The sequence below is a fragment of the Salinispirillum marinum genome, from assembly GCF_042650105.1.
GTDB classification, from domain to species: domain Bacteria; phylum Pseudomonadota; class Gammaproteobacteria; order Pseudomonadales; family Natronospirillaceae; genus Salinispirillum; species Salinispirillum marinum.
The window spans coordinates 137,313-160,205 of sequence record NZ_JBHSAL010000001.1; the positions used below are offsets into that span (position 1 = coordinate 137,313).

Annotated in this window: 25 protein-coding genes; 14 read left to right on the forward strand and 11 right to left on the reverse strand. The window is 55.0% G+C overall.

Features of this window, described 5'->3' with window-relative positions:
• Window positions 1-8 precede the first annotated feature (8 nt).
• The 4 genes from ACFOSD_RS00720 to rpe form a co-directional block, all read right to left on the reverse strand.
• A complete protein-coding gene (locus ACFOSD_RS00720) occupies window positions 9-599 on the reverse strand; it encodes an anthranilate synthase component II (protein ID WP_380694650.1) in 591 nt (196 codons plus the stop codon).
• 9 nt (window positions 600-608) lie between these two features.
• Complete coding sequence (trpE, locus tag ACFOSD_RS00725) at window positions 609-2,093, reverse strand: anthranilate synthase component I (RefSeq protein WP_380694648.1); 1,485 nt, start codon at window positions 2,091-2,093, stop codon at window positions 609-611.
• Window positions 2,094-2,253: 160 nt separating this feature from the next.
• The gene (gene gph / locus ACFOSD_RS00730; protein ID WP_380694646.1) at window positions 2,254-2,922 is read right to left on the reverse strand and encodes a phosphoglycolate phosphatase; all 669 of its coding nucleotides are present in this window, start codon (window positions 2,920-2,922) and stop codon (window positions 2,254-2,256) included.
• A gap of 14 nt (window positions 2,923-2,936) precedes the next feature.
• Window positions 2,937-3,611, reverse strand: coding sequence for a ribulose-phosphate 3-epimerase (rpe, locus tag ACFOSD_RS00735; RefSeq protein ID WP_380694644.1), 675 nt, complete (start codon window positions 3,609-3,611; stop codon window positions 2,937-2,939).
• Window positions 3,612-3,670: 59 nt separating this feature from the next.
• Between rpe and ACFOSD_RS00740 the strand changes: the two genes are divergently transcribed.
• Window positions 3,671-4,639 carry a DUF3530 family protein gene (locus ACFOSD_RS00740; protein ID WP_380694641.1) on the forward strand — a complete coding sequence of 323 codons (969 nt, stop codon included), beginning with the start codon at window positions 3,671-3,673 and terminating at the stop codon, window positions 4,637-4,639.
• Here ACFOSD_RS00740 and djlA read toward each other — a convergent pair.
• Window positions 4,629-5,438, reverse strand: coding sequence for a co-chaperone DjlA (gene djlA, locus ACFOSD_RS00745; RefSeq protein ID WP_380694639.1), 810 nt, complete (start codon window positions 5,436-5,438; stop codon window positions 4,629-4,631). The two genes, ACFOSD_RS00740 and djlA, sit on opposite strands and share 11 nt — an antisense overlap.
• Before the next feature lie 125 nt (window positions 5,439-5,563).
• Here djlA and ACFOSD_RS00750 point away from each other — a divergent pair, with 125 nt between their 5' ends.
• From ACFOSD_RS00750 to ACFOSD_RS00775, 6 genes are read left to right on the forward strand one after another with little or no spacing between them, the layout of a single operon-like run.
• On the forward strand, window positions 5,564-7,957 hold the full coding sequence (locus tag ACFOSD_RS00750) for an LPS-assembly protein LptD (protein WP_380694637.1): 2,394 nt from the start codon (window positions 5,564-5,566) through the stop codon (window positions 7,955-7,957).
• A gap of 5 nt (window positions 7,958-7,962) precedes the next feature.
• Window positions 7,963-9,213, forward strand: a complete 1,251-nt coding sequence (locus tag ACFOSD_RS00755; protein WP_380694635.1) for a peptidylprolyl isomerase — start codon at window positions 7,963-7,965, stop codon at window positions 9,211-9,213.
• Window positions 9,210-10,199, forward strand: coding sequence for a 4-hydroxythreonine-4-phosphate dehydrogenase PdxA (gene pdxA / locus ACFOSD_RS00760; protein WP_380694633.1), 990 nt, complete (start codon window positions 9,210-9,212; stop codon window positions 10,197-10,199). Before ACFOSD_RS00755 ends, pdxA begins: the two co-directional genes overlap by 4 nt.
• Window positions 10,183-10,968, forward strand: a complete 786-nt coding sequence (gene rsmA, locus ACFOSD_RS00765; protein ID WP_380694631.1) for a 16S rRNA (adenine(1518)-N(6)/adenine(1519)-N(6))-dimethyltransferase RsmA — start codon at window positions 10,183-10,185, stop codon at window positions 10,966-10,968. The genes pdxA and rsmA overlap by 17 nt, the downstream gene beginning before the upstream one ends.
• Window positions 10,965-11,348: a Co2+/Mg2+ efflux protein ApaG gene (apaG, locus tag ACFOSD_RS00770; RefSeq protein WP_380694629.1), complete on the forward strand. Its 384-nt coding sequence runs from the start codon at window positions 10,965-10,967 to the stop codon at window positions 11,346-11,348. The genes rsmA and apaG overlap by 4 nt, the downstream gene beginning before the upstream one ends.
• A 4-nt stretch (window positions 11,349-11,352) precedes the next feature.
• Window positions 11,353-12,153, forward strand: coding sequence for a symmetrical bis(5'-nucleosyl)-tetraphosphatase (locus tag ACFOSD_RS00775; RefSeq protein WP_380694627.1), 801 nt, complete (start codon window positions 11,353-11,355; stop codon window positions 12,151-12,153).
• Window positions 12,154-12,170: 17 nt separating this feature from the next.
• Here the strand turns inward: ACFOSD_RS00775 and ACFOSD_RS00780 are convergent, their stop codons facing one another.
• Window positions 12,171-13,391 (reverse strand): flagellar assembly protein T N-terminal domain-containing protein, encoded by a 1,221-nt coding sequence (locus ACFOSD_RS00780; protein ID WP_380694625.1) that lies wholly within the window; start codon window positions 13,389-13,391, stop codon window positions 12,171-12,173.
• Between the two features lie 30 nt (window positions 13,392-13,421).
• Complete coding sequence (locus ACFOSD_RS00785; protein WP_380694623.1) at window positions 13,422-14,036, reverse strand: LPP20 family lipoprotein; 615 nt, start codon at window positions 14,034-14,036, stop codon at window positions 13,422-13,424.
• Between the two features lie 183 nt (window positions 14,037-14,219).
• On the opposite strand from ACFOSD_RS00785, the gene ACFOSD_RS00790 reads away from it, so the two are divergent.
• The gene (locus ACFOSD_RS00790) at window positions 14,220-15,467 is read left to right on the forward strand and encodes a multifunctional CCA addition/repair protein (RefSeq protein WP_380694621.1); all 1,248 of its coding nucleotides are present in this window, start codon (window positions 14,220-14,222) and stop codon (window positions 15,465-15,467) included.
• On the opposite strand, the gene ACFOSD_RS00795 is transcribed toward ACFOSD_RS00790, so the two are convergent.
• Window positions 15,411-16,031: a flavin prenyltransferase UbiX gene (locus ACFOSD_RS00795; RefSeq protein ID WP_380694619.1), complete on the reverse strand. Its 621-nt coding sequence runs from the start codon at window positions 16,029-16,031 to the stop codon at window positions 15,411-15,413. The genes ACFOSD_RS00790 and ACFOSD_RS00795 overlap by 57 nt on opposite strands.
• The gene (locus ACFOSD_RS00800; RefSeq protein WP_380694617.1) at window positions 16,031-16,894 is read right to left on the reverse strand and encodes an acyl-CoA thioesterase domain-containing protein; all 864 of its coding nucleotides are present in this window, start codon (window positions 16,892-16,894) and stop codon (window positions 16,031-16,033) included. Before ACFOSD_RS00800 ends, ACFOSD_RS00795 begins: the two co-directional genes overlap by 1 nt.
• 157 nt (window positions 16,895-17,051) lie before the next feature.
• Between ACFOSD_RS00800 and ACFOSD_RS00805 the strand changes: the two genes are divergently transcribed.
• Window positions 17,052-17,657 carry a hypothetical protein gene (locus ACFOSD_RS00805; RefSeq protein ID WP_380694615.1) on the forward strand — a complete coding sequence of 202 codons (606 nt, stop codon included), beginning with the start codon at window positions 17,052-17,054 and terminating at the stop codon, window positions 17,655-17,657.
• On the opposite strand, the gene ACFOSD_RS00810 is transcribed toward ACFOSD_RS00805, so the two are convergent.
• Entirely contained in the window at window positions 17,654-18,232 is a 579-nt protein-coding gene (locus tag ACFOSD_RS00810) for an alpha-ketoglutarate-dependent dioxygenase AlkB family protein (RefSeq protein ID WP_380694613.1), read from the reverse strand. The two genes, ACFOSD_RS00805 and ACFOSD_RS00810, sit on opposite strands and share 4 nt — an antisense overlap.
• On the opposite strand from ACFOSD_RS00810, the gene ACFOSD_RS00815 reads away from it, so the two are divergent.
• Complete coding sequence (locus ACFOSD_RS00815) at window positions 18,232-18,603, forward strand: hypothetical protein (protein ID WP_380694611.1); 372 nt, start codon at window positions 18,232-18,234, stop codon at window positions 18,601-18,603. The genes ACFOSD_RS00810 and ACFOSD_RS00815 overlap by 1 nt on opposite strands.
• A gap of 10 nt (window positions 18,604-18,613) precedes the next feature.
• The gene (gene moeA, locus ACFOSD_RS00820) at window positions 18,614-19,852 is read left to right on the forward strand and encodes a molybdopterin molybdotransferase MoeA (protein ID WP_380694609.1); all 1,239 of its coding nucleotides are present in this window, start codon (window positions 18,614-18,616) and stop codon (window positions 19,850-19,852) included.
• 3 nt (window positions 19,853-19,855) lie between these two features.
• On the opposite strand, the gene ACFOSD_RS00825 is transcribed toward moeA, so the two are convergent.
• Window positions 19,856-20,407 carry a MarR family winged helix-turn-helix transcriptional regulator gene (locus ACFOSD_RS00825; RefSeq protein WP_380694607.1) on the reverse strand — a complete coding sequence of 184 codons (552 nt, stop codon included), beginning with the start codon at window positions 20,405-20,407 and terminating at the stop codon, window positions 19,856-19,858.
• 307 nt (window positions 20,408-20,714) lie between these two features.
• Between ACFOSD_RS00825 and ectA the strand changes: the two genes are divergently transcribed.
• From ectA to ACFOSD_RS00840, 3 genes are read left to right on the forward strand one after another with little or no spacing between them, the layout of a single operon-like run.
• Complete coding sequence (ectA, locus tag ACFOSD_RS00830; RefSeq protein WP_380694605.1) at window positions 20,715-21,215, forward strand: diaminobutyrate acetyltransferase; 501 nt, start codon at window positions 20,715-20,717, stop codon at window positions 21,213-21,215.
• Window positions 21,216-21,218: 3 nt separating this feature from the next.
• Complete coding sequence (ectB, locus tag ACFOSD_RS00835; protein WP_380694603.1) at window positions 21,219-22,475, forward strand: diaminobutyrate--2-oxoglutarate transaminase; 1,257 nt, start codon at window positions 21,219-21,221, stop codon at window positions 22,473-22,475.
• An 18-nt stretch (window positions 22,476-22,493) separates the two neighbouring features.
• Window positions 22,494-22,889 carry an ectoine synthase gene (locus tag ACFOSD_RS00840; RefSeq protein WP_380694601.1) on the forward strand — a complete coding sequence of 132 codons (396 nt, stop codon included), beginning with the start codon at window positions 22,494-22,496 and terminating at the stop codon, window positions 22,887-22,889.
• Window positions 22,890-22,893 lie beyond the last annotated feature (4 nt).

Genomic DNA, 22,893 nt, shown 5'->3' on the forward strand with positions numbered 1-22,893 from the left:
CGTCAGGATCAACTGATTGCACCCTTGCGCAAAAAGTTCTGCAATAAGTCATGCCCATGCTCGGTCAGAATGGACTCGGGATGAAACTGTACACCTTCGATGTCCAGTGTTTTGTGCCGTACACCCATGATTTCATCAACCGAGCCATCATCGTTTTGCGTCCATGCGGTAACTTCCAAGCACTCGGGCAGGCTGTCTTGCGCAATCACCAGAGAATGATAGCGCGTCGCTGTATAACCTTGCTTTAGCCCGTTAAACACGCCGACATTATGGTGAAAAATCGGGCTGGTTTTCCCGTGCATCACCGACTTGGCGCGCACGATATCGCCGCCAAACGCTTGCCCGATGCTTTGATGACCCAAGCAAATGCCTAAAATGGGTACCTTGCCCGCAAAGTGCTCAATCACCGCAACCGATACGCCCGCTTCATTCGGTGTACAGGGCCCGGGGGAGATCACCACTTTTTCTGGTTTTAACGCGACCAACTGGTCCAGCGTCATTTCGTCGTTACGGACCACGCGCACATCGGCACCCAGTTCACCCAAATACTGCACGATGTTGTAGGTGAACGAATCGTAATTATCGATCATTAATATCATGTTGTTCCCCTACTCCACTCGTAAACCACGGCTGACCAGTTCTGCGGCGCGGAAGATCGCCCGCGCTTTATTCATGGTTTCTTTCCACTCCAGACGCGGCACGGAATCCGCCACCACCCCTGCTCCAGCTTGCACATAGAGTGTGCCGTTTTTGATGACCGCTGTGCGAATGGCAATGGCCATGTCCATATTATCGTTCCAACCCAAGTAGCCGACCGCGCCGCCGTAGATACCGCGTTTCACCGGTTCCAGCTCGTCGATGATTTCCATCGCCCGAATTTTTGGTGCACCGCTGAGCGTACCGGCCGGATGGGTGGCCCGCAGCACATCGATAGCGCTTATGTCCTCACGGCGTTTGGCCGTGACATTGGACACGATGTGCATCACATGGGAATAACGCTCCACCACCATTTGGTCGGTGACTTTCACTGTACCCGTTTGCGCTACCCGTCCCGCGTCGTTGCGTCCGAGATCAATCAGCATCAGGTGTTCGGCAATTTCTTTGGGATCGGCCAACAGCTCGCGTTCCATCGCCTGATCGTCTTCTGGTGTTTTTCCGCGATGGCGTGTTCCGGCGATGGGGCGAACGGTGACTTCATCGCCTTCAACCCGAGCCAGAATCTCGGGCGAACTGCCCACCACCTGATGATCACCCAAATCCAGAAAGAACATATAGGGCGAGGGGTTCAGGCTGCGCAGAGCCCGATACAAATTCAGCGGCTCATAGGGGAAGTCCGCACTCAAGCGCTGTGATGGCACGGCCTGCATAATATCACCCGCCAAGGTGTATTCCTTGATGCGCTCAACAGCCGCGTGAAAGGCAGCTTCACCAAAATGGCTGTGGAAGTCGGTTTCATTTAAGGTCGCGCCAGTCGGTGTAGGCAAGTCCGGAACCGGGGCATCATGCAGTGCTTTAGTTAAAGCATCCAGTCGCGCTTGCGCTTCGGCAAAACTGCCCGCTTTTGCCGGGTTGCCATGCACCACGATGTGCAGTTTTCCGGCGAGGTTGTCAAATACGATGACTTCATCCGACACCATCAGCAAAATATCTGGGTTGCCGATGTCATCAAGCGGCTGTGACGCGCGCAATTTGGGTTCGATGTAGCGCACGGTGTCATAACCAAAATAACCCACCAAGCCACCGTTAAAGCGGGCCAAACCGGGTAAGTCAGCCACCTTAAATGGCGCTTTGTAGGCTTCGATAAAGGCGAGTGGGTCTTCGTGATCGAGGTGTTCTTCCACCACCTGATCGTCACGCAGTACACGGATGTGCTGCCCGCGCACTTCAAGGTATTCGCGGCATGGCAACCCGATAAACGAGTAACGACCCCATTTTTCACCGCCCTGCACCGACTCCAGCAAATAGCTTAGTCGGCCACGCGCCAATTTAAGGTAGGTGGACAAAGGCGTATCAAGATCGGCAAGAATTTCGCGGCTTAAGGGTGCGCGGTTATAGCCCTGGTTTGCCAGGGCATAAAAATCCTGTTCCAGCATGTTATTCATTCCGTCAGAAAATCAGAGAGCACAGGCCACGGCCTGCAGGAGCAACACAAACGAAGAGTGGCGTTTAGGCACGCCATCGTAGGACGCTGGCGGTCCTGAGGAGATGTGAAACGGTGCTCGGTTGCATGATGAACCACTTACCCTGTATCAATTAGCCAGAAACTTTACTGAACTGTTTAGCATTGCGCAACACCCAATCGCCGCATTCTTGCAGCGTATCACCGTGGAAATCAGCCCCCTGGATGATTTCACCGTGGTTGTAGCCACCAGCCAAGGCAGCCACCGGCATGCCAGCGGCGCGTGCGGCCGCAATATCATGTCGGCTATCACCCACCATAACGGCATCAGCAACATCGACATTCAACCGCCGACAGGCTTCCTGCAGGGGCAAAGGGTGCGGCTTGCGTTCCGCCAAATCATCGCCACAGATCACCACCGGCAAGTACCGATCCCAATCCAAGGCCGCCAACAGCGGTTCGGTGAGGGCGCGCGGCTTGTTAGTGACCAAGGCACAGTGCAGCCCTGCCATGTGCAAACGTTGCAACAATTCCGTCGCCCCGGCGATTTCGGGCGTCTCAGGAATGTGCGGCAGATAGCTCGGAAAGAACTGAGAAAACAGAGCATCAGAATGCTCCTGCGCGCCAACGGCCGTAGCGGCTTTGCGCGCCAGTACCGGCGTGCCTTCACCAATCCAATGGCCAACCTGTTCTTCGGTGACCGATGGCAACCCTAAAATCGCCAAGGCATCTTGCATACCCCGTGCAATGGTCGGCAGGCTATCGACCAGCGTCCCGTCTAAATCAAACAATACGGCCTTCATCTGATCTACAAATCCTATGGTTTCGCTAACGCCAACTCTGCACGCATTTCAGCGATGCGCGTGGCGTAATCCGGTGCGTTAAAAATGGCCGAGCCAGCCACAAACATATCAGCGCCAGCTTCCGCAATAGCACGAATGTTGTCGACTTTTACTCCGCCATCGATTTCCAAGCGAATATCACGACCGGATGCAGCTATGCGTTGCCGCGCCTGACGTAACTTATCCAGCGCGGTCGGAATAAAACTTTGGCCGCCAAAGCCGGGGTTGACCGACATGATGAGTATTTGATCAATGCGATCCATGACATAATCCAAGTGATGCAAGGGCGTGGCAGGATTAAACACCAACCCGGCTTTACAGCCGCCGCTCTTGATCAGTTGCAGGCTGCGATCAATATGCGCACTGGCTTCCGGGTGAAAGGTAATGATGTCCGCACCCGCGTCGATAAAGTCACCAATGATCCGGTCTACCGGCTGCACCATCAAGTGCACATCAATGGGTGCCGTGATGCCATAATCGCGCAAGGCTTTACAGAACATCGGTCCCATGGTCAGATTGGGCACATAATGATTGTCCATGACATCGAAGTGCACCACATCGGCACCGGCAGCCAAGACGGCTTCAACATCGGCGCCCAAGCGGGCAAAGTCAGCGGACAATATGGATGGAGCAATGAGGTAGTCAGACATTTTATGGCCTTATTTATCGGTTTCACTGAGTCAGTCGCTAGGCGGGAGCATTCTACCCAATGAAGTGGACGCGCGCATGGACTTTATACCTGCTGCTTGGCAGTTTGATGACACCACTGATGGTTTTCGGTCAAGACACCGCGCCGGAAGAGGCCATAGAAGACACCGCAACACCCACCGACGAAGCCGCCACGACCGAGCTCATCCAACCGCCCATAGAGCGCGTTAATCCGCCACGAGAAGCGTCCAGCTTTGATCTGGAACAACGCTACCGCGACCTGTTGCCCGCCGAGCAATTTGTGCAACTGGAAGCCAATGGTGAGCCCTTCGCCGCATTGTGGTTAGAGCAAGAAACCAGCAACCCGCAAGGCGCCGTACTTATACTGCACGATGACGGACACCATCAAGACTGGCCCCATCTCGTGCAAGACCTGCGGCAGTATTTGCCTGCCGTTGGCTGGGCTACACTGTCCATCGCCCTACCACCGGAACCCAGACCGCGCATACCCCCACGGACGCTGAATACCGAAGAACCCATACCCGGCTCGGCGGTCGGCTCTGAACCCGATGCGGCCCATTTGCCAACCCTGGATGCCCGCACCGAACAAGGCGTTCGAGAGCTGATGCGGCGCGGTTATTTAAACGTTGTGGTGTTGGGCTTGGGCAGCGGTGTTCATCCGGCGGCGCGCTATATGGTCAACATCGCGCCCAACGCCGAAGGCCTGGGTTTTGGCTTGGTCATGATTGATGCGCGTCCGCAAGATACCAGCTTGTTGATGCCCCTGTTCGGAGAACTTACAACACCGACCTTAGATCTCTACACACATCGGGACACCCCGTTTGAACAAGCCGCCAGGCAGCGCCGCGCAGCGGTTCAGCGCGCCAACCAGGCAACCTTTGTACAGGTGCGGGACATCAGCAGCAGCACGACCTACCGCTCTTCGCCACAGGTGGTCACCCGGCGGGTGTGGGGCTGGCTGCGCACCAACATGGCAGGTCGCGAAACAGACGTCATTATCAACGAGTAGCTTTGCGATGCTTGTTGATGGTGCTGTAGGCTGCCTGAATGGTTTGTACCTTTTCTTTCGCCAGTTTCAGCATGCTGTCCGGTAGACCTTGCGCCATCATCTTATCCGGGTGATGTTGACTCATTAAGCGTCGGTAGGCGGTTTTGACGGTTTTGTCATCGGCATCGGCGTTAACCCCCAACACATCATAAGCTTCCTTCAAGGAGAGACCCGTCATGCCGCCGGTCTTCCCTTGCTGACGTTGTTGGGCCTGCCAAGCACGCTGGGCCAGCACACGCCGATGAATGTACTCGAATTGAATACGATTGACCGACAGCGCATCACACACCCGTTGCAGTAACAGACGCTCCGTGGCCGCTAAAGGGCCACTGGCGTAGGCCGCCTGTACCAGGGTTTCCATGAACAACATCACCAACGACGGATGCGGTGCTAACCAACGAGACAACGCCTCCAGCTCGCCTTGACGATCAAAATCGGTCGACTTACCGACATTAAACAGGGCAATGGCCCGTTCACGCTGCGCCGTCGACAACCCGATGCGTGCCATGACCCCGCGTGCAAATTCGATGTCCGCTTCATCCACCCGGCCTTTCGCCTTCGCCATGTGCCCCATGAATTGAAACGTGGCTTCAAAATAACGCGAATGCACCTGTGCCGGCGGCGCAGCCGAAGAGGATGTCCTAAAGCGGCGCTGCAACAATTGATCGATACCGTGCCCGACCACCAAACCCAGCAACAAGCCAAATGGCCCGCCGCGATACAGGCCCACCATGGCCCCTAATACTTTTCCCCACCACATCTACAGACCTCCTAGAGTCCACAGGTCACCGCCAGGTTTATCGGGCGCCGGACAAAATCATAGCGCCACCGCACCCCTTTCTATATCATGTCGGCCAATGTTTCCACCTGCAGCAAGAGGCCACCTTGTTCGCATTCGCGTCACCCCAGTATACAAAACCAAGGACGACCCAAACTCTGTTGTCGCTGCGCTCGATAGCCCAAGGGTTAATGCCCTTGGTGTTGGCGCCGACCTTGTGGGCGGTCACCCCCACGGGAGGCCACCTAGACTGGGTGTTTTACCCTGAACTGCCAAGCACTACGCGTCAAGCCATTTCGGCACAATGCCCCGGTGGCTTCGTTGACCCGTGGACAGACCCCAACCTGTCCGCTGATGAACTCGCCGTGCAGGCCGATCGTCAAAGCGGTAACCTCAACGGAGCCTTACGTTTACGCGAGGGTGTTGAGATCACTCAAGCCGTCATCCGCTTGTACGGTCCGGCCGCCAATTACGATGCCTCTACCCGACGGCTCGAATTGCCCCAAGGGGGTTTAATTCGCCAGCAAGATTTGGCCATTCTGGCCAGCCAAGCAGAAGCCTCTACCGAACAACCGGAATTTCGGCTATTGGACACGGAGTACGTGCTGCACAGCACACAAATGCACGGTCAAGCCGCCCAAATAGACCGCGACGATCAACTCTACCGGCTCGAAAGAACGTGGATTACCCGCTGTGCGCCGGGGCGCTTGGGTTGGTCACTGCACGCCCGTGAAATGACCATAAACAACGAAACGGATATAGCTTCAGGCTACCATGCCTGGCTCAACATTGGCCCGGTGCCCGTCGCCTACACGCCCTACTTCCGCTTCAATTTGAATCAACAACGCACCTCCGGGCTGCTTACCCCCAGTTATCGCTATGTGCCCGCGTATCAGCAGCATCGGCTATCAACCCCCTACTACTGGGCCATTGCGCCCAATGCCGACCACACGACAACGGTCGACTGGCTGATTGGCGGTGAAACCGCCGAAGGTGCCCCGCAAACCCTGCACATCGGCCAGGAATGGCGCTACCTGCATCGCAACTTCTACGCTGAGGCAACCGGCGGCTATTACCCCGGCTGGCAGGATGATCGGGCAGACCCCGCGGCATGGGGTTATCGCTTGCAGGCGCAAAGTTACGATTCGGGCTTGGAATGGACGCTTGACGTCACCGACGCCAACTCGGCCGACTACTTTCCCGAGTTCCAGTATGCCGACTATGTATCCAGCGTCACCAACCGAGCAACGCTAGGCTACAGCACGGCCAATAACATACGCCTTGATGCTATGGTGGAACAACAAAACATCTTTGACGAAGCGGCGGCTGTCGGTGACTTGGTCTACGTCCAACAACCCGGCGTACACATTCGCCACCCGATCGCTAACTGGCGACAGTGGTCCGTTACCGGGCTCTACGACTGGGAACGTCGGGTCAAAACACAGCCCGATTATCTGGCCGACCAAGGGCTTATCAACCCCACCGAATTCAATCCTTATGAGGGTGTCCGTTTACGTCAACGCGGGCAGGTAAGCCGCAGCGATACTTGGCGGCAGTGGACGCTTCAGCAAACCTATACCGGCGACCATACACTCTACCAGCTACCCGCGTTTGACGATCATCCGGCGCATGGCGAGCAGCGTTGGCTCTATGACACCCGCCTAAGGCTGTCTTATGCGTGGGATCTCAGTGCAGGTCAACGACTTACTCCCTTTGCCATGCACGAGTTCCGCCCCCTTGTAGATCAGACTCTGTTGCCACAAATGAGTGACGCGGATTTGCTGGTCGACTTGAACCACCTAACTGTTGGTAGTGACTACCGCATCAATGTCGGGGATTGGACCCATAGCGCCAACGTGCAACAACGAATAGACCTCACCAACACCCGGCTGGAAAAACTGGGAGCCAGTGTGGTTATCAACGACCCTTTGGATGCAGGTCCACAACCCGGCCCGGTGACGGTCAGTGTGGGCACCCAATATCAAACCCGACATCGTTTTTCAGCTTCCACAACGTGGACACCAGAAGCCGCGCCCGAGCGAGCACTGTATGACCGAGAATACCCGTTAACACTGCTGACCACAGCCTATCGTTATCGCGCCGACCGTCGAGGCGCGGACGTATCCACCACATGGCGCTTGGGCGAGCTCGAAACCGACCAGAATTATTACACCGTCGTGGCATCGGCAACCTTGCCCATCACACGAGTCTTTGGCGTGGTTGGCTACGGGCAATGGATACAGGAAACCGTCGATGATCCGCTTGTATTGTCCGACACCTTGATTGGCCTCGAATACGATGGTTGCTGTTGGCATTTGCAATTGGCAGGTCAACGGACCGTCAAAGATGAGGCGGAGCAGTCGCAACGGTCATCGTTGTTCGATACCATACAGCTCAACTTAACCTTTAAAGGCTTGGGCAGCTTGAATACAGGCATGCTGCAAGAAGTCATTGAAGAAAAGATTCCCAGTTACGGTTCACCGCTGTACAACACTAAGTAAGGTTTATGAAACGAATCAGCGTTCTTTGTCTCGCGATGTTAATGGTATGTGTTATCGCGCCCAGCGCCGTGGCGCAAAACGTTTTGGTCGACCGCATTATCGCGGTGGTGAATCAAGATGTTGTTCTGCACAGTGAAGTGGAAAGCCGTTACGCGGAAGTGCAAGCGCGCTACCGTGCGAACCCCAACGTATTGCCCCCCGAGGCAGACTTGCGCGCCCAAATACTGGATGCGCTGATTCTGGAAAAAGTTCAGGTGCAAAAAGCGCAAGAGGCGGGTATTACCATCACAGATGCCGCCTTGAACAGCGCCTTGACCGACATAGCCAGCCGCCAGGGCTTGGACTTATTGGCGTTTCGCCAAGCGCTCACACAACAGGGCATGAGTTACGACGCCGTGCGCGCCCAAGTCCGGCAGGATTTAATGATTCGACAGGCCCAACAACGGTATGTCGCACGGCAGATCGACGTATCAACCGCAGAGATCAATCAGTATTTGCAAACGCAAATCAGCGCCGCGCTGCAAGACATCGAATACCAACTGCAACACCTGTTGATTCCCGCCAGTGAAGCCGATGCCGAGGCCACTGCGCGCCGTATTGCCGCCGCCATCAATAATGATGGTCGGACACTGGATGTTGCCGCCGCAGGCCGTACCTTGCAGAATCTCGGCTGGCGTCGGCCTGAAGCTTTGCCGAGCTTACTCAGTGAACCCGTACGCGGCCTGACGGTCGGTGCAGCGCGCGTATTCAGCAGCCCTAATGGTTGGCATGTGGTTTACCTGCAAGACCAACGCGGCAACGCGACCCAAACGGTCGTTGAATACCGTGCCCGCCATATACTCCTGAACGAATCCCGTGGTCTGACCGACGCGGCAGCGCAAGCACTGGCAAGCGATCTGTATACCCAATTGACCGAAGAAAATGCCGATTTTGCCGAACTGGCACGCCTGTATTCGGTGGACGGCAGCGCCGAACAAGGCGGTGATTTGGGCTGGAACGCGGCGAATGTGTATGTTGCCGAGTTTGCGCAAACCTTACGCGACACCCCGATAAATGCCTACAGCCGCCCGTTCCGCACGGCATTCGGCTGGCACATACTGCAAGTGCAAGACACGCGTGAAACCGATCAAACGCTCACTGCCCTGCGAGAAAAAGCACGCGATATTCTGTTTGAACAAAAATACTCCGAGGCACTGCCGCGCTGGCAGCAGGAAGTGCGCAATAGCGCTTATGTAAACGTGCGAGTTGAACCGTGAAACCCTTAGTCATTACTTCGGGTGAACCGGCCGGAATTGGTTTCGACATCTGTTTGCAACTGGCCGCCGCGCCAGACCAATGGCCCGCGGTGGTATTGGGTGACCCCATTGCTCTGTCCGAACGGGCCGATACGCTCGGTCTGGTCGTCAACTTCCATGCTTGGCAACCCGGCGACGAAGGCCAGCTCGGCGGCCACGAGATGTCGATTTTACCGATTCAGGCCCCGGCCGTTGTGGTACCTGGCGAATTGAACGCCGCGAATGCGCCCTATGTGCTCACCCTGCTGGATGAGGCACTGCAGGGTATAGCCCGCAATGAATTCAGCGCCATGGTCACCGCGCCGGTGCAAAAAAGCATTATCAACGAAGCGGGCATAGCCTTTACCGGCCATACCGAATTTCTGCAACAACGGGCCGGGGTCGACGATGTGGTGATGTTACTGGCCACCACCGACTTAAAGGTCGCCCTGGTCACCACCCACTTACCGCTGAAAGACGTTGCTGCCGCCATTACGCGTGAAAAAGTCCTGCGCATCGTGCGCATCATGCATCAGGACTTGCAGAACAGCTTCGGGTTAGCGCAGCCGCGCATTCTGGTCTGCGGTTTGAATCCGCACGCCGGGGAAGGGGGTCATCTGGGTCGTGAAGAAATTGACACCATCATACCTGCCTTGGAGCAACTGCGCAGCGAAGGCATTCAAGTCGTTGGGCCACTGCCCGCCGACACATTGTTCACGCCAAAGGTGCTCGCCCAAGGCGATGCGGTGCTCGCCATGTATCATGACCAAGGTCTACCGGTGCTGAAGCATCGGGGGTTTGGTCAGGCGGCCAATATCACCTTAGGTTTGCCCTATGTCCGCACCTCGGTTGATCATGGCACCGCGCTCGATCTCGCGGGTACCGGCGGCGCGGACGCGGGCAGTTTACGCATCGCTCTACATTACGCCCTTAACATGGTGGAGGCTCGCCTTGCACGTCGCACGTAAACGCTTCGGGCAGAATTTTCTGCATGACGCGCATATCATTCAAAAAATCGGCCAGTCCACCGGCGTCACCGCGAAAGACCATGTGGTTGAAATCGGCCCAGGCCGGGGCGCATTGACCGACGTGCTGTTAGCCACCGGCGCGCGCGTCACCGCGATAGAACTGGACCGCGACCTGCTGCCCATCCTGCGCACCCAATTTTTCAATCAACCCAATTTCACTGTGTTGGAAGGCGACGCCCTAAAGTTCGACTTTAGTACCCTGGCAACGCCCGAAACGCCGATAAAGCTGGTGGGTAACCTACCGTACAACATCTCAACACCTCTCATCTTCCATCTGCTGGAACAACGCCAACACATCATTGATATGCATTTTATGCTGCAAAAAGAAGTGGTGGACCGGCTGTGTGCCGAGCCTGGCACCAAGGCCTACAGCAAACTGACGGTGATGACGCAGTATTACTGCCGACCCACGTGGTTGTTCAATGTTCCGCCCGGTGCCTTCTCGCCGCAGCCCAAAGTCGATTCGGCCATTGTACGCCTGGTGCCACGCCCGGCCGCTGAACTCCGCGCTAACGATACCGCCGCGCTGTCGCGTTTGGTGCGCACCGCATTTTCGCAACGCCGTAAAACACTGCGCAATAACCTCAAGAACGATTATGACTTAGGCATGCTGGAGGTTGTCGGAATCGACCCCGGTATTCGCCCTGAAGTCCTGAGCGTCGACGACTTCGTTCACCTCAGTAACGCCCTAACAGAGCCAACCTCATGACAACACAACATCAGCCCGCGATCGCCGTTCGTGCCCGTCCGCAGTATTTGCCTGAACAGTCGGATGCCGACCAGCAGCGCTATGTATTCTCTTACACCATTCTGATCAGCAATGAGAGTACGCAGCCGGTACAACTCCTGCATCGCTATTGGTTAATTACCGACGGCAACGGGGCCACGCAAGAAGTGTACGGTGCAGGGGTCGTGGGCGAACAACCGACGATAGAACCCGGCGGCACCTATGTATACACCAGTGGTGCACTGTGCCAAACCGAGGTGTCCACTATGGAAGGCTACTATGAAATGGTCACCGCCGATGGCGAGCCCTTCAAAGCCACTATTCCGGTATTTACCCTAGCCGTGCCGAACCGGTTGAACTGACCTTATGGCACGTTATGCAGTGGGTGATTTACAAGGTTATCTACCGCCGCTAATGGCCGTGCTCGAACGCGCCGGATTTAACGAACGCAGCGATGAACTCTGGCTGGTAGGGGATCTGGTGAATCGTGGGCCGGATAACGCCGCCATTCTGCGGTTTGTACGTAACCTGCCGCACCACCGGGTGGTACTCGGCAACCATGACTTGCATTTGTTAGCCATTGCCCATGGTGTGCGCCCGCCCCGGCGCAGCGACACCTTCGACGATGTCTTACAAGCTCCGGACCGCGAAGAACTGTTGCATTGGTTGCACCAGCAACCTCTATTACATTGCTGTGAACGCACTAAGAAAGTGATGACCCATGCGGGCATCCCGTTCTTCTGGACCGTAGCGCAAGCGCAAGCGCTGTCCGATGAACTGCATCAAGTGCTCACCAACAACCACAGCGTTGGCGAATTTTTTCCTGCCATGTACGGTAATACCCCGGACCGATGGCACGACAACCTTACCGGCCCAGAACGCTGGCGCACCATCACCAACTACTTTACCCGCATGCGTTTTTTAGACCCAGAAGGGCACATTGAATTCGACCACAAAGAAACCCCGGACCACCCTCCGACCGGTTGGAAACCTTGGTACGAACTGCGTACAAACGATGGCTGGCAACATTATTTTGGCCACTGGGCGGCGCTGATGGGGAATACAGGAAGAAGCGATATTGTCGGACTGGATACCGGGTACGGCTGGGGGAACTGGCTTACGCTAATGGACATTGATCGGGGCGAGCGCTGGACTCACCCCGCGTAAAACAACACCCACAATAATTACCAAGCAATGACGACGTCATCTGGCTGAACATTCAAGCGTTCAACCTGAATCGGTAGCTCAGCCACCGCGAAATGCGGCTGTACTTGCGTCACACGGGCCACCAACTGAGTATCGGTGAGTTGTGTGTAGTCCTGCTGTTCACGGTCAAAGAATGTGCTGGTGCGATATACACTCAAATGATCTCCGGGGCGCAAGCCTGATTCCGCACCCATTTTGATCATAATGGTTTGGCCATTGACCTGCGCAATGTTCGCCATGAACGGCTGGCATTCAACGGTGGCATAAATATCCTGCACCACTTGGTCAAACAACAGGTCGACCGAACGCCCGAAATCGGAGGCGAAGAATTTAGGCGTGGCAAAGCCCACCCGCTCGTTTGAACGAAAATCCCATACGCCTTGGGCGCTGTACCGACTTTGCGCTACCAAAGCACCGCTGTAGCCGTCGTGTACGTATAAATCCAACACCAGATGACGCTGTTGTACCCGACCCGGTTGCGTTAATACGGCCAATAAGCCCGCGTTGTTGTCACGTTGGCGATCAACCGTTTGCATACCGAGGTCACGCACGACACCGGACACCACAAATTGCACCCCCAGATCACGCGCCGTATCCACCGCACGAGTCAGCGTATTACGGGTCGATACCCGAGTGGGTGCCGTCGGTATGGACGGATACATCATCAGGTAGCTGGCGTTTAACGCCCGCACACCACCTCGGCCATTCAGTTCATTCACCAAATGCGACGGCAAACTCCGATCAACGGCACCCAAATGCCCTAAGGTTGTATCGGTTGGCTTTTCGAGCGCGAACGACGTAACAGCAACGCTTTTAGCAAAGTCGTTCACCACATGATTGGCACACATCTGACTTTCCGACACCCGTGCGTCAATGCTGACACGGAAGGTATCGCCGTCCACCGACTCGGTAACCACCTCAACATCGGTTACTTGAGCCGCTGAATTGATGCGCACATAGTCAACGGTTAAACGTCCGTTTTCCATGACTTGTGACGACCGAACATTTGCACTGGCCTGCATCGACGCATTCTGAATGGCGTCGCGTACGGCACGCATACGCGCACCATACTCATCGCCATAGAGGATGTCCGCTTCCCCCTGCGCCTGCACAAACCGGCCCACCGTGACCGAAGCATGGTTATCCGCCCATGCCCAAGCACTTAAGATCAGTAGTAGGAATGTGGTGAGCGCTTTCATGAGGCCAATACCTATGCTGTCGTCAGTAGATTATTGAATGAAATACAGGCCCGTTTCGCCGGGCGCTAAGCCCTGACGGGTTAGGCTGTTTCGATTAAACGAGTCCAGATCGTGCACCACTTGTGTCGCACATTCCCCGTTGCGGCGGGTTTGGGAATCGTTCACCAAACAGTTACGGAAGCCTTCATCAATGACCATCTCCAAAACAGTTTCATAGCTGCCATCCGGCATCACATCGGTGGATACGACACGGGCACCAAAAATATAGGTGTCCACATAGGTCCGGAACCGATCGTTCTGCACGACGAGGTTCTCTACCGTAGTATTACCGCTGATGGCTGTACCATAGACCCGCTCCGCAAGGGTCCGGTAAGCATCTAACTTTGACGCCCGCATCGCCATTAGACGCTTCTGCGTATTGGTTACGCCCGTTGAAGCTTCATTGATGGCACCATAGCCACTGACCCGCAGCACCATGGGCTCCGCAGGCGGCAGCTTCTCATTGATGAAGCGAACTTCTTCAATGATGGCATCGATTTGTTGTTCACGTTCAGCTTCAGCGCGACCGCCAAACATACTGCAACCGGTCGCGGTGAACAGCGCAAGGCTGAGCAGAGTTACGGTTTGTTTCATTGTCGTTTTCATAATTGGGGCTCCATAAAGGCGATTCACTGCCCATTGCTATCACGGAGGTTGTCGGCCTGAGCCCAAAAATCCTTAGCAAAATATCCGCAGGATTTTTCGCAAGCTCGTCATGGGCTATTTGTGCATAATAGCAGGAGCAACCCATGACCTCATTAACCAAAACGACGGAGCGAAAAAACGACGATGCAATGTTATTTGGTGGGCGGTGCGGTCCGCGATCAATTTCTACACGGCGAGATCAAAGACCGTGACTGGGTCGTCGTCGGTGCCACCCCGCAGGATTTGCTCAGCGCCGGGTATCGGCAGGTGGGCGCCGATTTTCCGGTGTTTTTGCACCCGGATACCCACGAAGAATATGCGTTGGCGCGTACCGAACGTAAAAGCGGCACAGGCTATCAAGGTTTTGTGTGTGATTTTTCGCCCGACATTACCCTGGAAGAAGACCTGCAACGGCGCGATCTCACCATCAACGCGATGGCGATGGATGACGCAGGCCAGATCATCGACCCCTTCGGTGGTCTGCACGATCTGCAGGAAAAACGCTTATGCCATGTCTCGCCCGCCTTTCGGGAAGACCCACTGCGTGTCCTTCGAGTGGCGCGCTTTGCCGCACGTTTTGCCCCTCTCGGGTTTGAGATAGCACCGGAAACGCTTAGCTTGATGCGTGAAATGACCGACTCAGGTGAATTGGCTGATCTGACACCTGAGCGCGCGTGGCAAGAAATAGAGAAAGCCCTATGTTCGCCCAAACCATCGGTGTTTTTTCAGGTGTTACGCCAAGTCGGTGCTTTAAAGGTTTTACTGCCCGAACTGGATGCCCTCTTTGGTGTACCACAAACCATGCGCTTCCATCCCGAAGTAGATACCGGCATGCACACCTTGCAAGCCCTGGATGCAGTGACCGAACTGACGGAGCGTTTGGATGTCCGTTTTGCTGTGTTGTGCCACGACTTCGGCAAGGGAAAAACGCCGGAAGACCTACTGCCCCGCCATCACGGACATGAACGTCAGGGCGTGCCACTGGTCGACGCTGCCTGTAAGCGCTTAAAAGTCAGTAAGCGCTTGCATCAACTGGCGCGTTTAACCTCCGAATGGCACAGCCATTGTCATCGCCTGCAAGAACTGAAACCTTTGACGGTGCTTTCGGTACTGGACGCCTTCAGAGCCTGGCAAGACCCGCAGCAACTGGAAGGCTTTGCGTTGGCCTGCCGGGCCGACGCCCAGGGTCGTAGCGGCTTCCAACGCACTCCTTATGAACAGGCCGACTGGCTGTTGGTCGCCCGCAGCGCGGCAGCACAGGTAAGCACCGCACCCTTAATTGAACAAGGTTTAAGCGGACCAGCGTTAGGCGAAGCCCTGAAAAAAGCCCGGGCTTCAGCCATCCGTGTGGCGCTCGCCCCATTCCGCGAGCAGCGTTTGCGGCAAACCTAAGCTGTTGAGAATCCGCGCCACAATAAAGTCGACCAAATCATCAATCGTTTGCGGCTTGTGGTAAAACCCCGGGCTGGCGGGCAATACAATGGCCCCGGCATCGGTCACCGCCAGCATGTTTTGCAAATGCACCCGCGAATAGGGCGATTCACGCAACACCAGAATGACCTGGCGGCGCTCCTTCAAAGCCACATCGGCGCAGCGTTCAATCAAGTTATTGCTCGCACCCGTCGCCACGGCTGACAGCGTTCCGGTGCTGCACGGGCACACTACCAAGGCCCGCCACAGCGCCGAACCACTTGCGACCGGCGCCGTCCAATCTTCCCGATCCCACACGTGCAACAATTCCGGCGCAAACCCCCAGCGTGCTTGCAACGCCGCATGAATGGCCGACGGTTTAGCGGGCAATTGAATATCCGTTTCCAACGCAATCACCATTAAGGCTGCCTTGGAAATCATTAAATGCACCGGCTGATCAGCTTTTAGCAAGACTTCCAACAGCCGAAAGCCGTACTGTGCCCCAGAAGCACCCGTAATACCCAAAGCTATCGGCGCCGCCTTCATCAATTCATATCCCGTAAACGCATCAAGCCCTCTTGTGCCGTCGAAGCTACCAGCACACCATCGCGATTAAAAATCTGCCCGCGTACAAACCCGCGCCCATGATCGGCCACCGGACTGTCCGCCACATACAACAGCCAATCATCCAACCGGAACGGGCGATGGAACCAAATGCTGTGGTCCAGGCTGGCGATCTGCAAGTTCGACTGCATGATGGAAACACCGTGCGGCATTAAAGCGGTTTCCAAAAAACCGTAGTCGGAGGTGTACGCCAACATGGAACGGTGCACACTCAAATCATCCGGCAGTGGTGCCGTCGACCGAATCCACATGTGGCGTTTCGCTACGCCAACGCGTGGCCGGAACGGGTTCTGATTTTCCACAATACGAAATTCAACCGGCCTTTCGGCGGTAAATTGCTGGCGCACACGCTCTGGAATTTCGTCGGCATGGTTGCGATACAGCGTTAACTCGCTCTCGAGTTTTTCCGGCCCCGGCACACTCGGCATGGTAGCGCTGTGCACCAAACCGGCTTCCTCCGCTTGAAACGACACCGTCATGACCAGAATAGGCTTACCATGCTGCGACGCCACCACTCGGCGGACACTGAAACTACCGCCGTCGCGTACATTTTCTACGTCGTATTGAATGGGCGAGTCCACATCACCGGCGCGCACAAAATACGCGTGTAACGAGTGCGGAATGCGGCCTTCCACGCTGTATGACGCGGCGGACAACCCCTGCCCAATAACCTGACCGCCATACACTTTGGGATAACCCAAATCCTTACTACGGCCCAACCACACCGACGCTGACTGTTGTTCCAGACTGAGTAAACTGATCAGGTCAGCAACCACGGAATCCATAATGCCTTACCTTTTGTAAATGATGTTTTACTAAAAAACTTGAACCAGTTCTCACCCTAAATGGCTCTCCGTCACATTTCCAGCAAAAGCACCCTACTTATCTTTCACCTGCTGACTATAGTAAGTATCAAGCAGAAATTATGCGGGAGAGGACACAATGTTATCCAACATCGCTTTTAAACAACAGAACGCCGACCTTGAATGGGATCTGGCGCTTAACTCGCGCCAAGGCGCGATTGACTTCGTCATGCACTTTGAAAGTCAGCTGTGCGTGTACAGCGCCTCGGTCGAACAGCTCTACACCAATTACACCATCAACTTTTCCAGCCGGGCCGATGCGCCCTTGGTCATTCTACCGAACCCCTACGCCTTTCACGACACGTACAGCCGTATCTCGGCACAGGCTATCCGGGATACCGGCTTGTTCATCATTCCGGGCGAAACCATCGGCAAACAGGGGTTACATTTGGTCTCGCGGCAGAAGCAAAAATCAGCCAACTCAGCCCCCATTCCGTTTCGGCATGCGTTGAAAAAAATCTTGTCGACGCAAGCCAATGAGGACCCGTTTCTTCCCGTATTGGTAAAAGGTGATCTGCGCGAATTCAACTCGCGCACCCCTTGTTTGCATTTACACCGCATAAAACTGGGCGAGCTCGGCAAGTTATCGGTGTTCGAGCAACAGTCGATCAAACGCGCCATCAATCAAAAGCTGTATTTGCTCTACAAACAGGCGAATCAAATTCGCTTGCCTCAGAATTTTTAAGGTTGGGGTGAGCGCAACAGATAGCGATAGGTCAGGTTGATACGCGCGCCGACCGGCTTTTGTGTTTTCGGCAAGGCATGCTCCCAGCGTTGTTGGGTGCGTCCGCGCATGACCAACACATCGCCGTGACCCAACAGATATTCCAACCGCTGTTGGTGGTTCGAACGCTGTCGTAAGACAAATCGGCGCGCCGCGCCGATTGATACCGACACGATCACCGGCTCATTGCCCAGTTCCGGCTCATTGTCCGAATGCCAGCCCATGCTGTGCGCACCCGATTGATACCAATTGCACAACACCGAGTTAAAGGGCACCTGCAATTCATCCTGAAAACGGCGGGCCAGCGCCGTCAATTGTTCATCCCATGGCGTAGGTTCAAACGTCCTGCCGGAGTAGCGATAAGCCATATCGCCCATCCACACTTGCAAGCGCGGTTGCAACACCACGCGACCAAACATCCGAATGGTTTCCTGCCGCCACGCCAGTGCACCCGAACAATGCTCGTAGAGCTGATCTGCATCCTCGGGTGTGAGATACTGCGGCCAATATAAAACGTCAGGATCTTGAGCGACCAATGTCAACCTCTGCCGAAAGCGCCATGCAATGGCTTAATGAACAACAACCCTCTACGCAGACCATCCGCGAGATGATCACCAAACTGCAAGCCCGCATTGAACGTGACGATATACCAGAAGATACCGTGCAGGGCTCCATAGAAGCGCTCGACGTGCTAGAAACCGCGCTGCTAAACGTCGGCTCAGAAACCACATACAGCGCCACCGGCCCCACAAAACCGGCCGAAAGCACAAAAAATGCGTCGATTGAAGACATCCCACTGGACAGCACGCCATTGGTGAGCCACGATCATAGTGCACCTGAACGCCCGCCTGAAGAAAAACGGGCCCTGTTTGAACAATTAAAAGCACAACTCAATCGCTCAACATGAGGATGAACCGATGGAGACGTCGTCGAACAACAGCCTAATCTCACTGGACTTGGCACTGGATCGACTGCGTGAAGCGCTTTTGCCCATCACCGAATCCGACTGGCTGCCGCTGGAATATGTCTTAGGCCGCACATTGGCCACGCCCATAGTCGCTCCCATCAACGTGCCACCGTCTGATAATTCAGCCATGGACGGGTATGCCGTGCATGTCGACATCGCCGCCGCACCCGGCAGCACCTGGACTCTCGTGGGTAAAGCACTCGCTGGTACGCCCTGGCAAGGCCGCTTACAACCCAATGAATGCATTCGCATCACCACCGGTGCCATGTTGCCGGATGGTGCCAACACCGTAGCCATTCAGGAAGATGTGACCTTAGAGCAGGACCGCATCATCCTCAATGAAACCTTGGTGCAAGGGGAACACATGCGCCCGGCGGGCGATGACATTCAACAAGGTGCCATTGTACTGGCGGCGGGAAAAACCTTAGGCGTTGCGGATATTGGCATGTTGGCCGCTCTCGGGATTGCTGAAGTGGAAGTCATTCGCCCGTTGCGGATCGCCCTATTCTCCACCGGCGATGAATTGAAAGAACCCGGTTCAACGTTGAAACCGGGGCAAATCTACGAATCGAACCGCATCATGCTGACGCATTTGCTGAAGAGTCTACCGATTGAATTAACCGACTTGGGCATTTTAGCGGATGACCCGGCACTGCTCAGAGAAACCTTTTTAGCCGCAGCAGACTCGCACGACATCGTTATTTCAACCGGCGGCGTTTCCGTGGGCGATGCCGATTACACCCATGAAATTTTGCAGGAAATCGGCGAAATAGCGTTCTGGAAACTGGCCATCAAACCCGGCAAACCGGTCGCCTTTGGCCGCCTGAACGAAGCGTGGTTTTTTGGTCTACCCGGCAACCCCGTCTCGGCGCTGGTTACGGCCCATCACATCATCTTGCCCGCCTTGCGTTACATGTCCGGTCAGCCGTGGAAAGAACCGTTCCAAATAAAAGCCGTCAGCACGAAAAATTTCTATAAAAGGCCGGGACGGCAAGACTTCCAACGTGCCTTATTAACGCGCAATCATCAGGGGGATTGGGAAGTAGAACCTACCGACGGGCAAGGCTCGCACATGTTGTTGAGTTTTTCCAAAGCCAATGCCTACGCTGTTTTACCGGCGGCCTCAGGGGACATCCCCATTGGCAGTATGGTTACGGTGATTCCCTTTGGTGCAGAACTGACCGGTTAGCCATCACTCCGGGTGGCTGGTTAACAAGCCCACATCCAGGATCGGCGAAGCGTCCAAATCGTGCGCATCCATCAGCAGCGCCACGCGCTGCAAAGACGCCACAATCATGTGTTGCTCCCACGTATCCAAGCGGTCAAAGCGCTCCACAAAATGCTGTTGCAATAACCGTGGGGCGTTGTTGATGACCTCACGGCCCTTATCACTCAACCAAAGGTTTACTTTCCGTTTATCCCTTTGATCACGTTGACGCATGATCAAGCCGCGCAATTCCAACCGCTCAACGATGTTCGTCACCGTGGCCTGGCTGAGCGACACCTCCTCAGCAATTTTCGACGTATTGTGAAAACGCTCCGAACCTATGGCGTGCATGATTAGGATTTGCGCTGACGTCAAACCCGACTCTTTGACCAAACGACGCGAGTGAACATCAGTGGCGCGAATGATCCGACGGATGGCTTCAATTACTTCATAGTGCTTGTCTTCATTCATCTGCTGTTCACCTTCATATCTGCCAGATTCCATCACCGTTGCATTAAGCGCCAACGACGAACGCATATGTTACTCATTTTCTGCGCCAGTGCGTGCTATTTCTGCCATCTAGCGGCAGGGCATTTCTTGTAAAACCTGCTCCAAATAAACTCTGAAGCTACACACACCCGATCAATATTAATGCGATAGAAAGCATTATTTACTTACACCACTACTGGTTTTTCTTATCAAACAATAGCACATTGATTAAATAATAACCACTTAAACGGCGTTTATGACACTTTTGTGCAACGCCAGATCTTACAGACTAATTTGACATCTAAGTATTAGTCAATATAATTACTTTCAACACTATGAATCTAAACCCATACACATGAGCAACGACATTACATTTTCCAACCCGGCACCCACGGACGGCGCTCAGGTATTCGACTTGGTCGAGGCCTGCCCGCCGCTGGACACCAACTCACGCTACTGCAATTTGTTGCAGTGCAGCCACTTCGCCGACACCTGCTTGGCGGCGTGGCAGAACAAGAAGCTGGTGGGCTTTATCTCCGGCTATATACCGCCGCAGGAATCGAACACCTACTTCCTCTGGCAGATCGCCGTGCATGAATCAGCACGCGGCCAGAACTTAACGCAACGGATGCTGGACGAGGTATTGAAACTGCCCGCCTGCCATGCCGTGCGCCAAGTGAAGACCACCATCACACCCGACAATGCGGCATCGCAGCGGGTGTTTGAGAAATTGGCCGAGCGTCACAACGCCGCCATTCATAACGAACCGTTTTTCACCCGTGACGACCACTTTGCTGGGCATCACGACACCGAATTCCTTTACACCATCGGACCTGTAAACCAGGCCAGGAGCTAAACCATGGGTATTTTTAAAGACGTTGAGTCGAATGTACGTTCATATTGCCGCGGTATTCCCGCCATCTTCACGTCGGCCAAAGGCAGTGAAATGACGGATGAAAACGGCACGGTCTATCTGGACTTTCTGGCCGGCGCAGGTACCTTAAACTACGGGCATAACAACCCGATTTTGAAGAAAGCGTTAGTGGAATACATCGAAAACGACGGTGTAACCCACGGCCTCGACTTCCACACCGAAGCCAAAGCCGCATTCCTGCACGCCTTTAACGACATCATTCTGCAACCGCGTGGCATGGACCATGCCGTGATGTTCCCTGGGCCGACAGGCACCAACGCGGTGGAAGCCGCCTTGAAGATTGCGCGTAAGGTGACTGGTCGTCATACCATTGTTTCGTTCACGAACGGTTTCCATGGTATGTCGCTGGGCGCCTTAGCGACCACGGGCAACCAACACCATCGCGGTGGTGCTGGCGTGCAACTGGGCGGCGTATTCCGCTTACCCTATGAAGGCTATATGGAAGGAATGGACAGCCTTACCTATTTTGAAAAATTACTGGGCGACCCAAGCTCAGGCCTGGACCATCCGGCCGCTGTAATCGTCGAAATTGTGCAAGGTGAAGGTGGCTTGAACGCCGCGACCGACCAATGGTTGGTGCGTTTGGAATCCATCTGCCGTAAGCACGACATTCTGTTGATTGCCGACGACATCCAAGCCGGTTGTGGCCGTACAGGCACCTTTTTCAGCTTCGAGCCAAGCGGCATCGAGCCTGACATTATTACTCTGTCGAAGTCGTTGAGCGGCTACGGTTTGCCGTTCGCACTGACGCTGATTCGTCGTGAACTCGACCAGTTCGAGCCCGGCGAGCACAACGGTACGTTCCGTGGTAATAACTTGGCCTTTGTCACCGCCAAAGTGGCGCTGGAAACCTATTGGGCCGATATGGACTTCGCCCATGAAGTGCAGGCCAAAGCGAAGCATCTGCGGGCGCGCCTGACGGAAATGGCGGAAGACACCCCACTGTTCCTGAAGGGTCGTGGCTTGATGTCTGGCCTGTCTTGCCCGAACGGTGAAATCGCCAGCGCCATCACCAAAGAGTGCTTTGCGCAAGGCATGATCATCGAAACCAGTGGCCCGAACGACGAAGTGGTGAAGTGTTTAGCACCGCTGACCACCACCATGGAGCAACTGAACAAAGGCTTGGATATTTTGGCCGCTGCCATTACCAAGCAAAACCTGAAAGCCTCTGAATCGGCTTAACTAAGGAGCACAGAATTCATGATTGTACGTACCGTAGATGAAGCGATTAAAACCGGGCGCCAAATTAAGAGCGAAACCTGGAACAGCATTCGCTTGTCGCTGAAAGACGACAACATGGGTTTTTCGTTCCACATCACCACCATCTATGCCGGAACCGAAACGCCCATTCACTACCAGAACCATCTGGAAACCGTGTACTGCATCAGCGGAAAAGGTGAAGTAGAAACCGTGGCCGACGGCAAGGTTTACCCCATTGTCCCCGGCACGGTGTACATCCTGGACAAACACGATAAGCACCTGCTGCGCGCCAGTGAAAAACTGCAACTGGCCTGCGTGTTTAACCCGCCACTGCATGGTAAAGAAATCCATGACGAGAATGGCGTGTATCCTCTGGAGGCCGAGCCAATCGAATGATTGG

Coding starts and splice junctions, on each gene's coding strand:
- ACFOSD_RS00720 (WP_380694650.1), bottom strand. CDS start 599: ATGATATTAATGATCGATAATTACGATTCGTTCACCTACAACATCGTG.
- trpE (WP_380694648.1), bottom strand. CDS start 2,093: ATGCTGGAACAGGATTTTTATGCCCTGGCAAACCAGGGCTATAACCGC.
- gph (WP_380694646.1), bottom strand. CDS start 2,922: ATGAAGGCCGTATTGTTTGATTTAGACGGGACGCTGGTCGATAGCCTG.
- rpe (WP_380694644.1), bottom strand. CDS start 3,611: ATGTCTGACTACCTCATTGCTCCATCCATATTGTCCGCTGACTTTGCC.
- ACFOSD_RS00740 (WP_380694641.1), top strand. CDS start 3,671: ATGAAGTGGACGCGCGCATGGACTTTATACCTGCTGCTTGGCAGTTTG.
- djlA (WP_380694639.1), bottom strand. CDS start 5,438: ATGTGGTGGGGAAAAGTATTAGGGGCCATGGTGGGCCTGTATCGCGGC.
- ACFOSD_RS00755 (WP_380694635.1), top strand. CDS start 7,963: ATGAAACGAATCAGCGTTCTTTGTCTCGCGATGTTAATGGTATGTGTT.
- apaG (WP_380694629.1), top strand. CDS start 10,965: ATGACAACACAACATCAGCCCGCGATCGCCGTTCGTGCCCGTCCGCAG.
- ACFOSD_RS00775 (WP_380694627.1), top strand. CDS start 11,353: ATGGCACGTTATGCAGTGGGTGATTTACAAGGTTATCTACCGCCGCTA.
- ACFOSD_RS00780 (WP_380694625.1), bottom strand. CDS start 13,391: ATGAAAGCGCTCACCACATTCCTACTACTGATCTTAAGTGCTTGGGCA.
- ACFOSD_RS00785 (WP_380694623.1), bottom strand. CDS start 14,036: ATGAAAACGACAATGAAACAAACCGTAACTCTGCTCAGCCTTGCGCTG.
- ACFOSD_RS00790 (WP_380694621.1), top strand. CDS start 14,220: ATGCAATGTTATTTGGTGGGCGGTGCGGTCCGCGATCAATTTCTACAC.
- ACFOSD_RS00795 (WP_380694619.1), bottom strand. CDS start 16,031: ATGAAGGCGGCGCCGATAGCTTTGGGTATTACGGGTGCTTCTGGGGCA.
- ACFOSD_RS00800 (WP_380694617.1), bottom strand. CDS start 16,894: ATGGATTCCGTGGTTGCTGACCTGATCAGTTTACTCAGTCTGGAACAA.
- ACFOSD_RS00805 (WP_380694615.1), top strand. CDS start 17,052: ATGTTATCCAACATCGCTTTTAAACAACAGAACGCCGACCTTGAATGG.
- ACFOSD_RS00815 (WP_380694611.1), top strand. CDS start 18,232: ATGTCAACCTCTGCCGAAAGCGCCATGCAATGGCTTAATGAACAACAA.
- moeA (WP_380694609.1), top strand. CDS start 18,614: ATGGAGACGTCGTCGAACAACAGCCTAATCTCACTGGACTTGGCACTG.
- ACFOSD_RS00825 (WP_380694607.1), bottom strand. CDS start 20,407: ATGCGTTCGTCGTTGGCGCTTAATGCAACGGTGATGGAATCTGGCAGA.
- ectA (WP_380694605.1), top strand. CDS start 20,715: ATGAGCAACGACATTACATTTTCCAACCCGGCACCCACGGACGGCGCT.
- ectB (WP_380694603.1), top strand. CDS start 21,219: ATGGGTATTTTTAAAGACGTTGAGTCGAATGTACGTTCATATTGCCGC.
- ACFOSD_RS00840 (WP_380694601.1), top strand. CDS start 22,494: ATGATTGTACGTACCGTAGATGAAGCGATTAAAACCGGGCGCCAAATT.